Origin of the sequence: Paraglaciecola sp. T6c (assembly GCF_000014225.1) — a bacterium.
Classification (GTDB): Bacteria; Pseudomonadota; Gammaproteobacteria; order Enterobacterales; family Alteromonadaceae; genus Paraglaciecola; species Paraglaciecola atlantica_A.
Map to the genome: position 1 here is coordinate 5,170,242 of NC_008228.1, position 16,764 is coordinate 5,187,005.

Sequence of the window (16,764 nt, forward strand, 5' to 3'; positions counted from 1 at the left end):
CCATTGATTACCAAGTTTGTGTCGCTTTAAATTTCTCTAAAGCTTCAGCTAACGTGGCTTCAATTTCACCGTTGAAATTACCTGTATCATTGATAGTTTTTATCAGCTCTGCGTATTCGCTGTTCATGTACGAGTGCAACGCAGCTTCAAAATCTAAGATTTTGTCTAGCTCAACGTCTTTCAAGTAACCTTTTTCAACAGCGAACAATGAAACAGACATATCAGCCACTGAAAGCGGTGCATATTGGTTCTGTTTCATTAATTCCATAACACGCTCACCATGCTCTAATTGAGCACGAGTCGCTTCGTCAAGGTCAGATGCGAATTGAGAGAAAGCTGCCAATTCACGGTACTGAGCAAGTGCTAGACGGATACCACCACCTAACTTCTTAACGATTTTAGTCTGGGCTGCACCACCAACACGTGATACTGAAATACCGGCGTTAACCGCAGGACGAATACCTGAGTTAAACAAGTCAGTTTCTAAGAAAATCTGACCATCGGTAATTGAGATTACGTTAGTAGGTACGAATGCTGATACATCACCTGCTTGAGTTTCGATAATCGGTAATGCAGTCAAAGAGCCTGTTTTACCTTTTACTTCACCCTTGGTGAAATTCTCTACGTAGTTTTCGTTAACACGTGCAGCACGCTCTAGAAGACGCGAGTGCAAATAGAAAACGTCACCAGGATATGCTTCACGACCCGGCGGACGACGTAGTAATAGTGAAATTTGACGATACGCAACAGCTTGTTTAGATAGGTCATCGTATACGATTAACGCATCTTCACCGCGGTCACGGAAGTATTCACCCATAGTACAACCAGAATAAGGAGCAAGGTATTGCAATGCTGCTGATTCAGAAGCTGATGCTGCAACAACAATGGTATGAGCCATTGCGCCGTGCTCTTCAAGCTTACGTACTACGTTAGCGATAGTTGATGCCTTTTGGCCAACCGCTACGTAAACACATTTAACGCCAGAATCTTTCTGGTTGATGATCGCATCGATGGCCAAAGCAGTTTTACCTGTTTGACGGTCACCGATAACCAATTCACGTTGTCCACGACCTACTGGGATCATGGCATCAACTGATTTATAACCAGTTTGGATTGGTTGATCTACCGATTGACGTTCAATAACGCCAGGGGCAATTTTTTCTACAGGTTCAAAACCATCAGCTTCGATTGCGCCTTTACCATCGATCGGAGCACCAAGTGTGTTTACAACACGACCTAGCAAACCACGACCCACTGGTACTTCAAGGATACGGCCTGATGAAGTCACCTTTGCGCCTTCTTGAAGGTCAGCGTAAGGACCCATAACAACCGCACCTACAGAGTCGCGCTCTAGGTTCAATGCGATAGCGTAGCGATTACCAGGAAGCTCAATCATCTCACCTTGCATTACATCTGCAAGGCCATGAATACGGATAATACCGTCGGTTACACCAACGATAGTTCCTTCGTTACGAGCTTCACTTACTACTTCAAACTGTTCAATTCGCTGTTTGATCAGTTCTGCAATTTCAGTGGAATTCAGTTGCATGCTCTTTTCCCCGTTATGCTTGTAACGCGTCTGTGAGACGGTTTAATTTACTTTTAACCGATCCATCAATCACTGTATCACCGGCTTTTATTTTAACTCCGGCAATCAGGGTAGGGTCGACGCTACAATTCAGCTTAACTTTTCGTGCAAGACGCTTTTCAAGAGCTGCACTGATGTCTGCTTGTTGTTTAGCATTGAGTTCTGTGGCTGATGTAACATCAGCTTCAATCTCTTTGTCGAATTCAGCTTTGAATTCACTAAACAATTCAGCGATATCAGGTAACGCTTGAAGGCGTTTATTTTCAGCCAAAACTTTCACAAAGTTTTGACCATGTTGGTCAAGTTGTTCACCACAGATTTTGTTAAAAATCTCTGCTAGCGACTCAGGAGCAACCGCACCGGACATTAAATTTTTAATATCCGGATTTTGTGCAACTTGCGCTGCAAAAACTAGCATTTCCTGCCAGCCTGCAATGATTTTCTGCTCAACCGCATAATCGAACGCAGCTTTTGCGTAAGGGCGAGCAATCGTTGTCAATTCAGACATAGCTCAAATTCCCCTTATAGCTCGGCGACAAGTTTTTCAACTATGTCACTTTGCGCTGCAGCATCAATTTGACGCTCAAGAATTCTCTCAGCACCGGCAACAGCTAACGCTGCGACTTGCTTACGCAAATCTTCTTTTGCACGGTTACGCTCAGCTTCGATTTCAGCATGACCTTGAGCAATGATATTCTCACGCTCTTGGTGGGCACGTTGCGTTTCTTCATCAACTATTTGAGAACCACGCTTTTTAGCCTGCTCGATAATTCCAGCTGCTTGAGTTTTCGCCTCTTTCAACTGCTCTGTTGCTTTCGCTTGAGCTAGTTCTAGATCTTTTTCACCGCGTTCAGACGCAGCAAGACCATCAGCAATTTTCTTTTGGCGTTCTTCAATCGCGCCCATAATTGGGGGCCATACAAACTTCATGCAGAACCACACGAAGAATATAAATGCTAGAAGTTCGCCAAATAGAGTGGCATTGATATTCAAAACCGCTCCTCCTATATTCGTTATTGTCTAGTTAGGTGCTTAAACAGCAAACTTCGCGCTTTCAACGAACAATAAGAAAAGAGCGATAGCAACACCGATCATTGCGATTGCATCGATAAGACCAGCAACAATGAACATTTTAACTTGTAGTTGAGGCGCTAGCTCAGGTTGACGAGCAGCTGACTCAAGAAATTTACCACCTAGAAGACCGAAACCGATCGCTGGGCCCAATGCGCATAGTCCTATCAAAATACCAACCGCGATATAAAGATTTCCTAAGATTTCCATAGATTTTCACCTTTGTGTTTAAGTTAATGTTAAAAAAATAAAACGTTGTAAAACTAGTGTTCTTCACTCGCTAGGCTTAAATACACGATGGTCAACATCATGAAAATAAACGCCTGTAATGGAATAACTAACAAGTGAAATGCAGCCCATAAGAAGTGAATTGGCAACTGCCACACGCCTAAAGTTCCTGCAATAAGAATAAAGATAAGCTCGCCGGCATATAAGTTACCGAACAAACGAAGTGATAATGACAACGGCTTGGCAATCAAAGATACCAACTCAAGAATAAAGTTGAACCAGTATAACCAAGGCGTATTAAACGGATGAGCATAAAGCTCTTTCATGAAGCCGCCGAAACCTTTGATTTTTACAGAGTAAAAAATCATGAGTGCAAACACGCCTAACGACAATGCGAAAGTCATGTTTACATCAGTGGTTGGTACCACTTTCATGTAAGTATGAGACTGACCAGCAGCAATAACGTCCATCGACTCACCAGCGATTAATGCCGCAGCCGTAGGAAGGAAATCAACTGGAATTAAATCCATCAAGTTCATTAGCAGTACCCATACGAATATGGTTAACGCTAACGGTGCGATTAAGGCACTTTTTCCGTGATAAGTACTTTTAACTGTGTCGTCAACAAACTCAACAATCAGTTCAACACAGGCTTGCCATTTACCCGGCACACCTGCACTTGCTTTTTTCGCAACTGCGCGAAAGCTTAATATAAATACTAATCCGAGTACCACAGACCACGCTAATGTATCGACGTGAAAGGTCCAGAAACCTTCGCCGACCGATGCATTGGTCAAATGGTGCTGAATATAACCACTAATGGTTTGTTCGCCAGCAGATCCTGCCATTTTGCCACCCAAGTATGTAAAGTTAAAAAATCTGTGTTGGTCTCGTTACTATTTAACGCGACCTAAAAATAATATTACTGGCCACTGGCTTACCAAAGTCACTACGTAACTCAACATCAATGGTAGAGGCTGAAGATCTTTCCATTGATATGCCACGATGAATAACACTATGGTGGCGAAAAATTTGAGTTTTGAGCCTTTGTTAAATTGCTGCACAACCAGTTTGTTCTTACTAGCACCGGCGTATCTAAAGGCAAAGTAAGCGAAAATGACGTTTGGGAGTAAACATATAACTCCACCAAACAAGGATGATATTGCCGAGTTTTGTCCGTAAATTACGGCAAAAAATGCACTTAAGGCGATGATAATAGTCATTTGGCAGTAAAAAATATTTTTTGCCAACGCTCGACCTGGTGCGGTTAAACTCGCTATCAACTTATTCCTCTACTTGCTGATACCTTCAAAAGCGCCGAAAGTATACTTATCTGCGACGAATTTACAACTGAAAAGGGTATTTCGACTGCCTATTTGTAACATTACTTTATGTGCAACAAAATTCCGTCTAATTCATCTAAACTGGAGAAATTAATCACGACTTTGCCTTTCCCCTTAGCATTGTGCGCAATTTGTACTGGAGCACCTAAGTTTTGCGACAATTCGTCTTGTAAACGCACCACGTCAGGATCAAGTTTTTTCTCTTCTTTGGGGCTGGCTGGCTCTAGGAATTTGCGAACTAAGTTTTCAGTGTCTCTGACGGTCAAGCCTTTACCTGACACGATATGAGCAGCTTCTAGCTGGGAATCACCTTCTAGGCCAAGTAACGCTCTAGCATGACCCATTTCAATGTCACCGTGCTCCAATAATAATTTAACATCGTCATGCAAATTATTAAGGCGCAATAAGTTCGTTACGGTCGTACGAGATTTGCCGACTGCGGTGGCCACCTCTTGGTGGGTTAATTCAAATTCGCTCATGAGGCGCTCTAATGCTTGAGCTTCTTCCATTGCGTTAAGATCTTCACGCTGAATGTTTTCAATAAGCGCAATAGCAACAGCAGCTTCGTCGGGTACGTCTTTGACCAAGCAAGGCACCGTCTCTAAACCAGCTAACTGCGATGCACGCCAACGACGCTCTCCGGCAATAATTTCAAATTCGTTAATGCCTACCGCGCGCACGATAATAGGTTGAATAATACCCTGTGAGCGAATAGAAGATGCTAATTCTTCCAAGGCATCTGGCGACATGTCTTTACGGGGTTGGTATTTTCCGGGCTTAAGAAACTCAACAGCTAACTGCTGTAATTCGCTGTCATTTTGTTGCGACTGCTGACCTTCCGCATTTCGTGATGCCTGACTTGTCGCCAACAACGCATCTAGCCCTCTTCCTAATCCTCGTTTTTTTGCTGACATGTATTTCTCTATTCGACCCGTATTGATGTTAAGTTAACTAACGTTAGCTATATTTTCTTTTTTACTACGACGCAGTATTTCACCGGCAAGTGCTAAGTACGCTTTTGACCCTGTTGAAGAGCGGTCGTAATACATTGCAGGAGTACCAAAACTTGGGGCTTCCGCTAAACGTACATTGCGCGGAATAACCGTGCGATATACCTGTTCACCAAAATGACGCTTTAATTGCTCGGATACATCGTTAGCAAGGCGATTGCGCGGATCGTACATGGTGCGCAACACCCCTTCAATTGTTAATTCTGGATTTACCACTGAAGCAAGCTTTTTAATGGTATCCATCAATGCGGTTAGCCCTTCAAGCGCATAATATTCGCACTGCATAGGTACTAAAACTGAATCAGCCGCCGCCATAGCGTTAACGGTTAGTTGGTTAAGCGAAGGAGGGCAATCGATAAAAATGAAGTCATAGTAATTGCGTACAGGAGCGAGTGCATTGCGCAACCGCACTTCGCGAGCAAACACTTCCATCAGTTTAATTTCGGCAGCGGTAACGTCTGTGTTAGCGGCAATCAAGTCGTATTTACCTGACGTATCTGAAATAACCACATCCTTGATCGGTTTTTCTTCGATCAATAGTTCATAGCAGGTATTGGGGGCGTCGTATTTATCAACACCGCTACCCATGGTGGCGTTACCTTGTGGATCTAAGTCGATCAATAAGACTTTACGCTTAGTTGCCGCCATTGAAGCAGCCACGTTCACCGCAGTAGTGGTTTTACCTACGCCACCTTTTTGATTGGCTATGGCAATGACTTTTCCCAAAATAGTATTCCAGTGGTTATTTGACGCTATTGAGTGACATTCAGTCAAATAGCGCGATAAAAAAATTATCTGCAGAAGATAATGCTTTTAACGTTAAAAAGAAATGTTCATTTATGACTTAACAATCTTTATCAGATGCCTATCGCCATCCAATTCAGGTACCTGCAACTGAACAATCTCAGTGACGGCAAAGCCCGCAGGCAAATCGTCTATTTCTTGTTGAGGTAATTGCCCTTTAAGTGCGATGAAAGTTCCATCGTTTCCAATCAAGTGCTGGCACCAGTTCAACATGTCATTTAGTGACGCGAACGCTCGGCTTAAAACACCATTGAGCTGATGAGGGCTGACATAATCTTCTACTCTAGATTGAACAGGTTGAATATTATCGAGTTTCAACTCATAAGCAACTTGCTTCATGAATCTAACACGCTTCCCCAGGCTATCAAGCAAGGTAAAATGCGTTTCGGGTAACATGATAGCAAGTGGTATCCCTGGTAAACCAGGGCCTGTTCCCACATCAATGTAGTGGCTTTGAGATAGATGCTGCGCAACAACGATGGAGTCCATGATGTGTTTTAACAACATAGACTCAACGTCTCGTACTGACGTTAGGTTGTAGGTTTTATTCCATTTATCGATCATTTGCACAAAACCAACTAACTGGCTGATCTGATCTTTTGTTACCTGTAGATCAGTGCGCTTGATATGTGTACTAAGTAAACCTGTTAAGTACTCTGTGTTATCTGACATTATGCAGTTTTACGCTCTGTTTTTCTAAGCAAGCCGTGCTTTTTCAAATAGACCAGAAGCAAAGAAATAGCGGCTGGGGTAATACCTGATATACGTGAAGCTAAACCTAATGTTTCAGGTTTGGCGTCGCTTAGCTTCGCCACAACTTCATTTGATAGGCCTGAAATCTGGCTGTAATCGAAATCAAGAGGGATCAAAGTATTTTCATTTTTACGTGATTTTGCGATCTCATCTTGCTGGCGTTCAATATAGCCCGCGTATTTGATCTGTATTTCTACTTGCTCCGCCGCTTTAGGATCGGTGATCCCAGGGCCAAATTCAGTGACGTTCATTAACGTTTCATACGTCATTTCAGGACGACGGATTAAATCTTCTAAGGTATTTTCTTTACTTAATGCATTTTTCAACAATGGATTCAGTGCTTCTGCTGCTGCATGCTTAGGATGTACCCAAGTATCGCGCAGACGCTGGCGTTCAAGCTCGATGGCTTCCAGTTTAATATTGAATGCTTGCCAGCGTTCTTCATCAACTAAACCTAGCTCATGACCCTTGGCCGTTAACCTAATGTCTGCGTTATCTTCACGTAACAACAAGCGGTATTCAGCGCGGCTAGTGAACATGCGATAGGGTTCTTTGGTGCCCATGGTAGCCAGATCGTCGATCAGTACTCCCATGTATGCTTCATCGCGACGTAGGATCAACGGATCCTTACCTTGACACTGTAAAGATGCATTTGCTCCGGCAATTAAACCTTGTGCCCCAGCTTCTTCATAGCCCGTGGTACCGTTGATTTGACCAGCGAAGAACAAGCCTTTAATAAACTTGGTCTCAAGAGTTTGTTTTAGATCTCGCGGATCAAAGAAATCATATTCGATCGCATATCCTGGACGAATAATATGTGCATTTTCGAAACCTTTGATTGAACGAACGAGCTCAAACTGAACATCAAATGGGAGGCTTGTCGATATTCCGTTTGGATATACTTCAATACTGTTCAAGCCTTCAGGTTCTACAAATATCTGATGAGAATCTTTATCTGCAAAGCGATTAATTTTGTCTTCTATCGAAGGACAATAGCGTGGGCCAATTCCCTCTATCACCCCAGTGTACATAGGGGAACGGTCTAGTCCACCACGAATGATATCGTGGGTTTTACTGTTTGTATGGGTGATGTAACACGCAATTTGTCTTGGATGGTCTTCCCTTTTTCCCATAAATGAAAATACAGGAGTAGGGCTGTCACCTAATTGCTCTTGCATCACACTGTAGTCAAGTGTTCTGGCATCCAAACGTGCGGGAGTACCCGTTTTTAAACGTGATACACGAAAAGGTAAAGCACGTAAGCGATCTGCTAACGCAATCGAAGGAGGATCGCCGGCACGGCCTCCTTTGTAATTTTCCATGCCGATGTGAATGGTACCACCTAAAAACGTGCCTACAGTGATTACAACGGATTTCGCACGGAATTTAAGACCCATCTGAGTCACCACACCTGTGACTTGATCGTTTTCCACGATAAGATCATCACAAGATTGTTGGAAAAGAGTGAGGTTGTCCTGATGTTCAACGATATCGCGAATAGCTGATCGATATAAGGATCTATCCGCTTGTGCGCGCGTTGCTCTTACGGCAGGCCCTTTGCTTGAATTCAGTGTTCTGAACTGGATCCCGCCTTTGTCGATAGCTTTAGCCATACTGCCACCTAAAGCATCAATTTCTTTTACAAGGTGACCTTTGCCGATCCCACCAATTGCTGGGTTACATGACATCTGACCTAAAGTTTCAACGTTATGTGTCAGTAACAGGGTTTTTGATCCCATACGCGCAGCAGCAAGGGCCGCTTCAGTGCCTGCGTGACCACCACCAACTACGATTACGTCAAATTGTTGTTGATAAAACATTTAGTACCTCTTCAATCATGTATATCCCAAAAAAGGGGCGCGTATTCTATATGTTATTTTGCTGAAGTGAAATGCTTAAAATTCATTCAGAAGATCGAACCGATCTTGCTTAATCTTTATATGATCTATTTAGATCTTTACTTAATGTTATTATTATTAGTGATCGCTGGATCTGTGTGTAAGCATTATTAATACAATATTATCAGTAGCTTACGTTGAACTTTTCATTGTGATCATTCATTGATCTATTTTGTATAGCTTGGGGGTAAGTAGCGATCTTATCCACAAGTGGATCCGCGCCTATATTTATCAAGTGGATATGTAGTGATTATACAGCAGTTATTCAGTATTTTGTGCACAATAAAGGATAAGGTTTGATCTAACTGTGTATAAAATGTGATCTTCTTCCGTAAGATCAGTCCAGAAACCCTATTCTACATGACCTATACCTTTTAGATCACGATCTTCGATCGAGTTGTGTATAACTGCTGGATCTAAGCAAAAATTAAATTACGATTTTTTTAAAATAAATGGAAAAAAGCGCTAAAAACACTTAATTAAGGCCGCTAGAGCATTTCTCATCTAGAGTTGAGCAAGATATTGGGGCGCAATTTTTCTGAAAATTTTTATAAAAGAGAGTAAATGAGCGGCTAAAAAGATCCTAAAGTAAGATCCAACTAACGAATATCTTGTTTCTGAGGATCCTTTCTTATGAGCATGAGCTTTCCTTTCCGGCTATTTATTGCATTTCTTAATGTTAAAGGTGTCCACTTATACTGTTCGGCATAACCTACGATGATGGTTGAGTGAGGATCATATCGCCTATTTAAGCGTGAAACGCACAGATTAAATACTCGTGAGCGGACATGGTTTATTAAAGAGATGTAACCACTTGTGCCGCATTGACTAGCTTAATTTTATTGGACAAGAGGATAGGGATAGCGCGTGATTATAGGGCCAACTTGGGAGCAGAAATCGAAAGATGGCTTTTACGGTTTTATTTATCGCCAAGAAAACGCCGCTATATGGGTATATCTAGCGACGAATTACTATCCCTTATTTTACTTGATTAGGCTGATAACCGGTGGCTCGATGAGTTTCTACTTGTGAAGGAATAATCTCTTTGCGGCGACTTGGCCCTTCAAAGCGAACCTTGTAGGTATCGTATTCTTTGATTGACTCAAAACAGTAGCTACCTAGGGCTTGTTCGAGTTCAGCCAGGTTATGGTTGGTGATCAGTATGCAGTTTTTATTGTGTGCTAGACGCTGTCTTAGTAAATTCCCCAACCAGCTTTGGGCGTTCTTCTTAAGTGAAGACTCATTGACACACACTTCATCCAATATTAATAAATCGACGTCGAGTAGTTCTTGGTTTATTTCACGAAATTTCTCGCCTACTTTATCTGTCGCACTGTAATCGTATGAGAAGAAGCGCATTTCTAGCAGTGTTGAAAGTTGTCTGTATAAAACGGTGATCTCGTATTGATTGATCAACTCGTGCGCAATAGCACCAGCGGTGTGAGATTTTCCACGGCCATAATCCCCATAAAAGATCATCATATGCGAGCCACTTTTGCGCCAAGCGGGATCCTCATGGGCTGCTATAAATGAATGAGCGATACTTATCGCTTCTTTTACATCGTCGCTGTCTTGAATAAGGTTGTCGAAGGTCCACTTAGGATTAAGATCAGATCGTCCATGTAAAGTTTGAATTCGGGCGCGTTTGCCGTCTTTTTGTAGTTGGCGCACGTCACGGTTGGCAAGGGCTTCGTGTTCGAGCCTTACCGTCTTATAATCAGTATAGGTATCAGGAATGTGTTTCCTGCCAAGCGTTTTACCGAGTTGAGCGATTCTGTCTTTCAAACTTAGCATGTTAATTTTCCGCTAATGATCATGAGTTAGAGGTAGTCTTTGCTTTGCTACTGTATTTAGCAACAAGGTTTTTGGCATTTTCATCCGCAACAACGCCTGCTTTGGCCGTGACGATTTGATTACCCACCTTGTGAATAGCCTTGATGTTTTTAGCTAAGCGTTTTTGTTTAACGTTAAATACAAATTTCTGCGTCCACTGAAACTGCGTAAATTGAGTTTGAGGGCGTCCTAACCAGTAGGCTACAAAATCACCCAGTTCGTGGTCAGAGAAGTCACTATCAATGATGCCTACTAGTTTAGCTAAATCTTGATACAAAGTTGCGTTTGGGGTCCAGTTTGCACTCATCTTTTGCCACTGTAAATGGAGCTGGCTGTAATCATCAGGTTTGATCATGAGTAAGGGTAAGGTAAGAATTTTTCCATTAAAACTCTTATTCAAATCAACCTCTTCGACAAAACTGACTAACTCAACATGAAGCAATTCTTTGATTAGGTTATTCACTTGTCGGCCAAGGTTGAATTTACTTTCTTTTGCATTGAGCATGCTTAATAGCGATTTGTAATTTAATGCGGGCGTATTACCTGTTGTTCTATCAACAGTGGGTCTCAAACCCATCAAATATAACACCCTGGCATCGTTGCTCACGGCTTGATTAAGTGCTTTTTGCTCTGCTTCGTTTAACCAGGTGTCCAATTGTTAACCTCTACTGCTTATCCAAGTTTCTAACCACTCCACGGCGGCGTTTTCTGGAATAGGGTGATGAAGTACATCAATATTTAGTGCTGGAGCATCCAATCTTGCACCACTGTTTTTTAATACTTGTTCCATTTTGGCTGCGCCATAACAAAAAGTGTCATAGCTACTGTCTCCCAATCCAATGACGATAAAAGATACATCGCTGACGTCTGTGGTTTCTATTTGCTTTGCGAAGCGCTGAATATTGTCTGGTAAATCACCTGCTCCATGAGTAGAGGTACAAATAATCCAAATAGCTGAATGAGAAATATCAGGTAAGTCGGGAGTCAAATGTACATTCGAAGCTAGTTGATGTTTACTCAATGTTTCCTGTAACGCTTCTGCAACGTATTCGCTGGCACCGAGCATGCTGCCGACAATTATTTCAAAATCTACCATTATTCTCTCTCGTTATTGACTGAACTCATTGTACCTTGCATAGATTGGCGCGACTACGTATTAACTCAAGGCATAAAAGAGATAGGCTGAAAAATACAACCAAGTTAAGTAAATTTAACCTAGTGTTTGCCATTAATCACTTCGTGACTAAGTTAATGATTAATCTGAGTGTTTTTTCAACATGATATGTCAAACAATAATAACGAGCCACGCTAGTCAGTGTGTCTCGATATAAAGTGGTTAGCTAGTACCGGCATGTAGATTAGAGCGTGCTAAAAGTTATTTACCTATGCAGAAAGATGAGAATATCTTGCCTAGCAAGTCATCAGAACTGAATTCACCGGTTATTTCACTCAAATATGCTTGGGCTAGGCGCAGTTCTTCAGCTAACAACTCACCCGCTAGGTTGTCTTCTAATTGCTGCTTACCTAATAATAAATGCTCTTCTGCTCGCTCAATAGCATCAATATGGCGCCGCCTTGCGATGAATTGACCTTCATTTGATGAATGAAAACCCATGCATTCCTTAAGGTGCTCTGCCAGTACCTCTATGCCTTGTTTGTGACTCGCTGAGAGTTGGAAAACCGGATAGTCATCGTATTGTACCTTCCCAACATTTTCACCAGAGAGATCCGCTTTGTTACGAATAACGGTTAGCCCCATATTTTTCGGTAAGCGGCGCATAAATTCTGGCCAAATTTTATATGGGTCGTTTTCATGGGTTTCGGTACTGTCTAACATGAACAAAACACGATCTGCTTGCTCAATTTCCTGCCAAGCGCGTTCAATGCCAATGCGTTCTACTTCATCTGAGCTGTCTCTAAGGCCAGCAGTGTCGATAATATGCAGTGGCATGCCATCAATGTGGATGTGCTCTTTCAACACGTCACGTGTGGTGCCTGCTATTGCGGTAACAATTGCTGCGTCACGCCCCGCTAAAGCATTCAATAAACTCGATTTGCCTGCATTGGGTCGACCAGCAATAACAACGCGCATACCTTCTCGCAGCAAACTGCCTTGTCGGGCTTGGCTTTTTACTGAGCTTAATTGTTTCGTTATTGCCTTAAGGTCATTTTGTACTTTGCCGTCACTAAGAAAGTCGATTTCTTCGTCAGGGAAATCAATTGCTGCTTCAACGTATATACGCAAATGCGTTAGCAACTCAACAAGCGAGTTAATTTGTGTTGAAAATTCGCCCTGTAAAGAACGTAGAGCCCCTCGAGCGGCTTGCTCTGAACTGGCATCAATTAAATCCGCTATGGCTTCAGCTTGGGCTAAATCTAGTTTGTCGTTTAAATAGGCGCGTTCACTAAATTCACCTGGCCTTGCTAAACGCACATTAGGAACATGTAGAGTTGCTTTGATGAGCATATCCAAAACAACTTGGCCACCATGGCCTTGTAGTTCTAAAACATCCTCGCCAGTAAAGGAGTGGGGCGCTTTAAAGAATAACGCTATACCTTGGTCAAGCGGTTCGCCGGTATTGGACTTAAATGGTACGTATTGGGCATTACGAATGAGTGGTACATGCCCAATTATTTGCTCGGCGACTTTTGCTGCTAGCGAGCCTGATACGCGCACTATTCCAACCCCGCCACGCCCACTTGCGGTTGCTTGGGCGACGATGGTGTCTTGGTCTGGAGTATTTTGCTCAACTGTCACGGTATTGCCTAATCTCGAAAATTGGTAAATTGTAAGGGTTGCTCTAGGTCACTGCTTTTCGCTAACGCCATGACTTGCTGTAAATCATCACGTTTTTTACCCGTGACACGCACTTGATCGCCCTGTATCGAAGCTTGCACTTTAATCTTGGCGTCTTTTATCATCTTGATCAGCTTTTTGGCCACAGGCTGTTCAATGCCTTCTTTAAACGCGATAGCCTGTTTGTATATCTTACCTATGTGCTGAACGTCTTTTTCTTCAAAGGCTGCTGTATCTACGCCGCGTTTTACACAAGTGCCGCGCAAGATATCGAGCATTTGTTTTAACTGAAAATCACTATCACAAGACATAGTAACGATGTTTTCTTTAAGCTCGAAACTGGCTTCTACGCCACGAAAGTCAAAACGGGTGGAAAGCTCGCGGTTAGCGTTTTCGACGGCGTTTCTCACTTCTTCTAATTTAATTTCTGACACAATATCAAATGAGGGCATGTTGATTTCCTATTGATTAAATGAACACATTGTAATGCTAGGTGTGAATATAAAAAAGCCCGCCTACATAGTTGTGTAAGGCGGGCTATTTGCTTATAGAGAGTGGCGACTTACTTGGTTTTTAAACCGCGCTTCTCCATTGATGCATAAATGATTTTCGCCTGTATAAGGGTAATGATGTTACTGATTAACCAATATAGCACTAGACCTGCTGGGAATATAAAGAAGAACAAACTCATAGCCACAGGCATAAATTGCATTATTTTCTGCTGCATTGGGTCTGTCATCGTCATAGGTTGCAGCTTCTGTAGAAGGTACATACTAAGGCCAGTTAATATCGGTAGGACAAAGTAAGGGTCTTTAACAGACAAATCAGTGATCCAGAAAATGAAGTTAGCGTGACGTAATTCAACACTTTCTAACAACACCCAATACAAGGCTAAAAAGATAGGCATTTGTAAAAGAAGAGGGAAGCAACCACCCATAGGGTTTACCTTGTCTTTCTTGTACATTTCCATCATGGCTTGCTGCATCTTCTGCTTGTCGTCGCCATAACGTTCTTTCAACGCGTCCATTTTGGGTTTCAAGGCACGCATTTTCGCCATCGATTCATACTGTGCTTTCGTTAGTGGGTACATAGCACCTTTAACGACGATAGTGATGAGGATGATAGAGAAACCCCAGTTACCAATTAAGCTGTGAATAAACTGCAAGAAGGCGAAGAGATATTTAGAAATCCACCACAGAAATCCGTAATCAACCGTTAAATCTAAGCCGCGCGCGATTTTTTCTAAGGTATCTTGGTCTTTAGGACCAAGGTAAAGTGAGCTTTGAATATCAACGCTTTGACCTGGCTCTATATCTACAGATTGACCAATAAAACCGATAATCGCATTACCGTTCTGGGTCATTTTACTGTAGAGGCTATTAGTTTGGTCCTGTGGTGGTACCCACGCTGAAACAAAATAATGCTCAATCATTGCTGTCCAACCAGCAGGAGTAACTTGATTCAGGTTTTTGTCTTGCATGTCATCAAAGGAGTACTTCTCGTAACGCTCGTCTTCAGTGGAGAATGCGCCACCGCGATAAGTTGGCATAAACATGCTGCCGCCTTGATCCGCTGTACTTTGCTTTAACTGTCCGAACTGTTTAACACTTTTTACATCTGAAGAGGTATTCTCAACGTGATAATTTACTTTCACTTCGTGACTGTTTTTACTGAATATAAATTCTTTAGTCACGAGTAAACCGGATTTAGCTGTATACGTTAGAGGGACTGTCAGCGAGTCACCTTCCATAACGAAACTATCTTGGCTTACAGAATAAGTAGGTCGTGAGCCTTTATCTATTCCATTGGTACCGACCAATCCACTTTGAGCCACAAAAATCGTTGGGCCGCTTGGGCGAAGTAAGCTATACGTACCCTGTGAACCTTGTTCAAGTGGGTATTTAAGCAAGTTTGCTGAAATAACATCACCACCTACGGTATTGATGCTTAGTTGTAACGTGTCGGTAGTCACAGATATGACCTTACCAACTACGCTTTGAGTTGGTAGCGCACTTTTATTCGTTGGCGTAGCAATAGGTACATCGCCATTACTATTTGGGGCATCGCTCCCCGTTGTTTGTTGACTTTCTACTGGCTGGGCAGGTTGAGGACCATAATCCACTTGCCATTGTTGCCATAAAAGAAAGCTGACCATGGCAAGGCCAATTAATAAAAAGCTGCGTTGGGATTCCATAAAATACTCTATATTAACTACATTATTAATTTAAGCCGTTTTGCCTAGGCGACGACCTTCATTCGATTATAAATTTGCCCGTAATCTCTATACGGGGCAAATTCAAATATTTTAGTGCTTGTTTTGCTTCTTCTTGTCGGGCACCAGATCGATTCCACCAGAATGCAGCGGATGGCATTTTAGTATGCGTTTGATACTTAACCAACCACCAATTATGATTCCGTGTTGTTTTATTGCTTCAATTGCATAGTAAGAACAAGTTGGATGAAATCGACAGTTTTGCCCCAGCATGGGTGAAAGCCATAGCTGGTATAGTCTAATCAAACCTATTGGGATTTTTCGCAGCGCTTGGCTAACTTTTTCCATAACTTACTTAAAACTAGGAATAGTTCCTGATTCGAGAGCTTATCAAGCCCACTTTTACCAACCACTACTATATCAATGTTAGGTAAGCTTTGCTGATGATTGCGAAAACTTTCACGCACAATGCGTTTAATACGATTGCGATCGTGTGCTTTTTTGACACGTTTTTTAGCGACAGTTATTCCTAGTCTGGGATTAGGACTATCATTGTGACGAGCAAGTAATGTTAAGTTTGGGGATACGGCAGGAGTGGCATTTTTGAAAACAAATTCAAAGTGGGTGGGAGTTAAAAGTCTCAACTCCCGAGAAAATGAATTTTCACCCACTTTAAATGATTAAGCTGTTAAACGAGCACGGCCTTTAGCACGACGATTGGCAATAACCTTGCGGCCATTTTTAGTCGCCATACGGGCACGAAAACCGTGTGAACGCTTACGCTTTAAGTTACTTGGTTGAAAAGTTCTTTTCATGACCTAGTTCCGCTACATAAGGTTAAAAACAAATGAACACTTGCATGCTCAAAAAGGACGCTGAATTCTAGAGATCCGCCTAACGTTTGTCAATGAGTTATCGAGATCATTGTGTAATTAATGATCATCTAGCGTTTTTGATGGTCTTTGGGTAACTCGTCTATGCGTAGCTATTTTATCCACAGTTATTATTATTATTTGGGTTTGGGAGTGTTTTCTGGCTCGATTTTTGATTATATATTTAACTGTTCTGACTTTTGCAATGCGAGCCTGAAATAATAATATATATATAAAACAAAATCTTATTGTTTTTTTAAAGAATATTTAAGCGATGCTGAAAAGGTTATTTTACTTATGCACAGTTTAGAGTGATAATTAACACCTGTTTTGCAAAGAATGCTGAATAATTAAT

19 protein-coding genes are annotated in these 16,764 nt (G+C 42.1%); all 19 read right to left on the reverse strand.

The annotated features are described in order from the left end of the window. Positions 1-7: 7 nt before the first annotated feature. Entirely contained in the window at positions 8-1,549 is a 1,542-nt protein-coding gene (gene atpA, locus PATL_RS22040) for a F0F1 ATP synthase subunit alpha (RefSeq protein ID WP_006994921.1), read from the reverse strand. 13 nt (positions 1,550-1,562) lie between these two features. Beyond that, the gene (gene atpH / locus PATL_RS22045; protein WP_011576977.1) at positions 1,563-2,096 is read right to left on the reverse strand and encodes a F0F1 ATP synthase subunit delta; all 534 of its coding nucleotides are present in this window, start codon (positions 2,094-2,096) and stop codon (positions 1,563-1,565) included. A gap of 14 nt (positions 2,097-2,110) precedes the next feature. Next, on the reverse strand, positions 2,111-2,581 hold the full coding sequence (gene atpF, locus PATL_RS22050; protein WP_011576978.1) for a F0F1 ATP synthase subunit B: 471 nt from the start codon (positions 2,579-2,581) through the stop codon (positions 2,111-2,113). A 39-nt stretch (positions 2,582-2,620) separates the two neighbouring features. Next, positions 2,621-2,869 carry a F0F1 ATP synthase subunit C gene (gene atpE, locus PATL_RS22055; RefSeq protein WP_006994918.1) on the reverse strand — a complete coding sequence of 83 codons (249 nt, stop codon included), beginning with the start codon at positions 2,867-2,869 and terminating at the stop codon, positions 2,621-2,623. Positions 2,870-2,922: 53 nt separating this feature from the next. Further along, positions 2,923-3,735, reverse strand: coding sequence for a F0F1 ATP synthase subunit A (gene atpB, locus PATL_RS22060; RefSeq protein ID WP_011576979.1), 813 nt, complete (start codon positions 3,733-3,735; stop codon positions 2,923-2,925). Positions 3,736-3,783: 48 nt separating this feature from the next. Continuing rightward, complete coding sequence (locus tag PATL_RS22065) at positions 3,784-4,170, reverse strand: ATP synthase subunit I (protein WP_011576980.1); 387 nt, start codon at positions 4,168-4,170, stop codon at positions 3,784-3,786. 101 nt (positions 4,171-4,271) lie between these two features. Then, positions 4,272-5,144, reverse strand: a complete 873-nt coding sequence (locus tag PATL_RS22070; RefSeq protein WP_011576981.1) for a ParB/RepB/Spo0J family partition protein — start codon at positions 5,142-5,144, stop codon at positions 4,272-4,274. Positions 5,145-5,177: 33 nt separating this feature from the next. Then, entirely contained in the window at positions 5,178-5,966 is a 789-nt protein-coding gene (locus PATL_RS22075; RefSeq protein ID WP_006994914.1) for a ParA family protein, read from the reverse strand. 111 nt (positions 5,967-6,077) lie between these two features. Then, positions 6,078-6,716: a 16S rRNA (guanine(527)-N(7))-methyltransferase RsmG gene (gene rsmG, locus PATL_RS22080; protein WP_011576983.1), complete on the reverse strand. Its 639-nt coding sequence runs from the start codon at positions 6,714-6,716 to the stop codon at positions 6,078-6,080. After that, complete coding sequence (gene mnmG, locus PATL_RS22085; protein ID WP_011576984.1) at positions 6,716-8,617, reverse strand: tRNA uridine-5-carboxymethylaminomethyl(34) synthesis enzyme MnmG; 1,902 nt, start codon at positions 8,615-8,617, stop codon at positions 6,716-6,718. Before mnmG ends, rsmG begins: the two co-directional genes overlap by 1 nt. Positions 8,618-9,673: 1,056 nt before the next feature. Further along, on the reverse strand, positions 9,674-10,489 hold the full coding sequence (locus PATL_RS22090; RefSeq protein ID WP_011576985.1) for an ATP-binding protein: 816 nt from the start codon (positions 10,487-10,489) through the stop codon (positions 9,674-9,676). A gap of 19 nt (positions 10,490-10,508) precedes the next feature. After that, on the reverse strand, positions 10,509-11,183 hold the full coding sequence (locus PATL_RS22095) for a DnaT-like ssDNA-binding domain-containing protein (RefSeq protein ID WP_011576986.1): 675 nt from the start codon (positions 11,181-11,183) through the stop codon (positions 10,509-10,511). 3 nt (positions 11,184-11,186) lie between these two features. Continuing rightward, on the reverse strand, positions 11,187-11,624 hold the full coding sequence (gene mioC, locus PATL_RS22100; RefSeq protein WP_011576987.1) for an FMN-binding protein MioC: 438 nt from the start codon (positions 11,622-11,624) through the stop codon (positions 11,187-11,189). A 279-nt stretch (positions 11,625-11,903) separates the two neighbouring features. Further along, entirely contained in the window at positions 11,904-13,286 is a 1,383-nt protein-coding gene (mnmE, locus tag PATL_RS22105) for a tRNA uridine-5-carboxymethylaminomethyl(34) synthesis GTPase MnmE (protein ID WP_011576988.1), read from the reverse strand. Between the two features lie 8 nt (positions 13,287-13,294). Then, the gene (locus tag PATL_RS22110) at positions 13,295-13,777 is read right to left on the reverse strand and encodes a YajQ family cyclic di-GMP-binding protein (RefSeq protein ID WP_011576989.1); all 483 of its coding nucleotides are present in this window, start codon (positions 13,775-13,777) and stop codon (positions 13,295-13,297) included. Between the two features lie 110 nt (positions 13,778-13,887). Then, positions 13,888-15,519 carry a membrane protein insertase YidC gene (gene yidC, locus PATL_RS22115; protein ID WP_011576990.1) on the reverse strand — a complete coding sequence of 544 codons (1,632 nt, stop codon included), beginning with the start codon at positions 15,517-15,519 and terminating at the stop codon, positions 13,888-13,890. A gap of 111 nt (positions 15,520-15,630) precedes the next feature. After that, entirely contained in the window at positions 15,631-15,885 is a 255-nt protein-coding gene (gene yidD, locus PATL_RS22585) for a membrane protein insertion efficiency factor YidD (protein WP_011576991.1), read from the reverse strand. Next, positions 15,846-16,208: a ribonuclease P protein component gene (gene rnpA, locus PATL_RS22120; protein WP_006994904.1), complete on the reverse strand. Its 363-nt coding sequence runs from the start codon at positions 16,206-16,208 to the stop codon at positions 15,846-15,848. Before rnpA ends, yidD begins: the two co-directional genes overlap by 40 nt. Positions 16,209-16,217: 9 nt before the next feature. After that, complete coding sequence (rpmH, locus tag PATL_RS22125) at positions 16,218-16,352, reverse strand: 50S ribosomal protein L34 (RefSeq protein ID WP_006994903.1); 135 nt, start codon at positions 16,350-16,352, stop codon at positions 16,218-16,220. Between the last annotated feature and the right edge of the window lie 412 nt (positions 16,353-16,764).

Bases quoted from the DNA above. Each gene is read 5' to 3' on its own strand.
- atpH (WP_011576977.1), bottom strand. From the start codon at position 2,096: ATGTCTGAATTGACAACGATTGCTCGCCCTTACGCAAAAGCTGCGTTC.
- yidC (WP_011576990.1), bottom strand. From the start codon at position 15,519: ATGGAATCCCAACGCAGCTTTTTATTAATTGGCCTTGCCATGGTCAGC.
- rsmG (WP_011576983.1), bottom strand. From the start codon at position 6,716: ATGTCAGATAACACAGAGTACTTAACAGGTTTACTTAGTACACATATC.
- PATL_RS22110 (WP_011576989.1), bottom strand. From the start codon at position 13,777: ATGCCCTCATTTGATATTGTGTCAGAAATTAAATTAGAAGAAGTGAGA.
- PATL_RS22090 (WP_011576985.1), bottom strand. From the start codon at position 10,489: ATGCTAAGTTTGAAAGACAGAATCGCTCAACTCGGTAAAACGCTTGGC.
- mioC (WP_011576987.1), bottom strand. From the start codon at position 11,624: ATGGTAGATTTTGAAATAATTGTCGGCAGCATGCTCGGTGCCAGCGAA.
- atpA (WP_006994921.1), bottom strand. From the start codon at position 1,549: ATGCAACTGAATTCCACTGAAATTGCAGAACTGATCAAACAGCGAATT.
- rpmH (WP_006994903.1), bottom strand. From the start codon at position 16,352: ATGAAAAGAACTTTTCAACCAAGTAACTTAAAGCGTAAGCGTTCACAC.
- PATL_RS22070 (WP_011576981.1), bottom strand. From the start codon at position 5,144: ATGTCAGCAAAAAAACGAGGATTAGGAAGAGGGCTAGATGCGTTGTTG.
- atpB (WP_011576979.1), bottom strand. From the start codon at position 3,735: ATGGCAGGATCTGCTGGCGAACAAACCATTAGTGGTTATATTCAGCAC.
- mnmG (WP_011576984.1), bottom strand. From the start codon at position 8,617: ATGTTTTATCAACAACAATTTGACGTAATCGTAGTTGGTGGTGGTCAC.
- atpE (WP_006994918.1), bottom strand. From the start codon at position 2,869: ATGGAAATCTTAGGAAATCTTTATATCGCGGTTGGTATTTTGATAGGA.
- yidD (WP_011576991.1), bottom strand. From the start codon at position 15,885: ATGGAAAAAGTTAGCCAAGCGCTGCGAAAAATCCCAATAGGTTTGATT.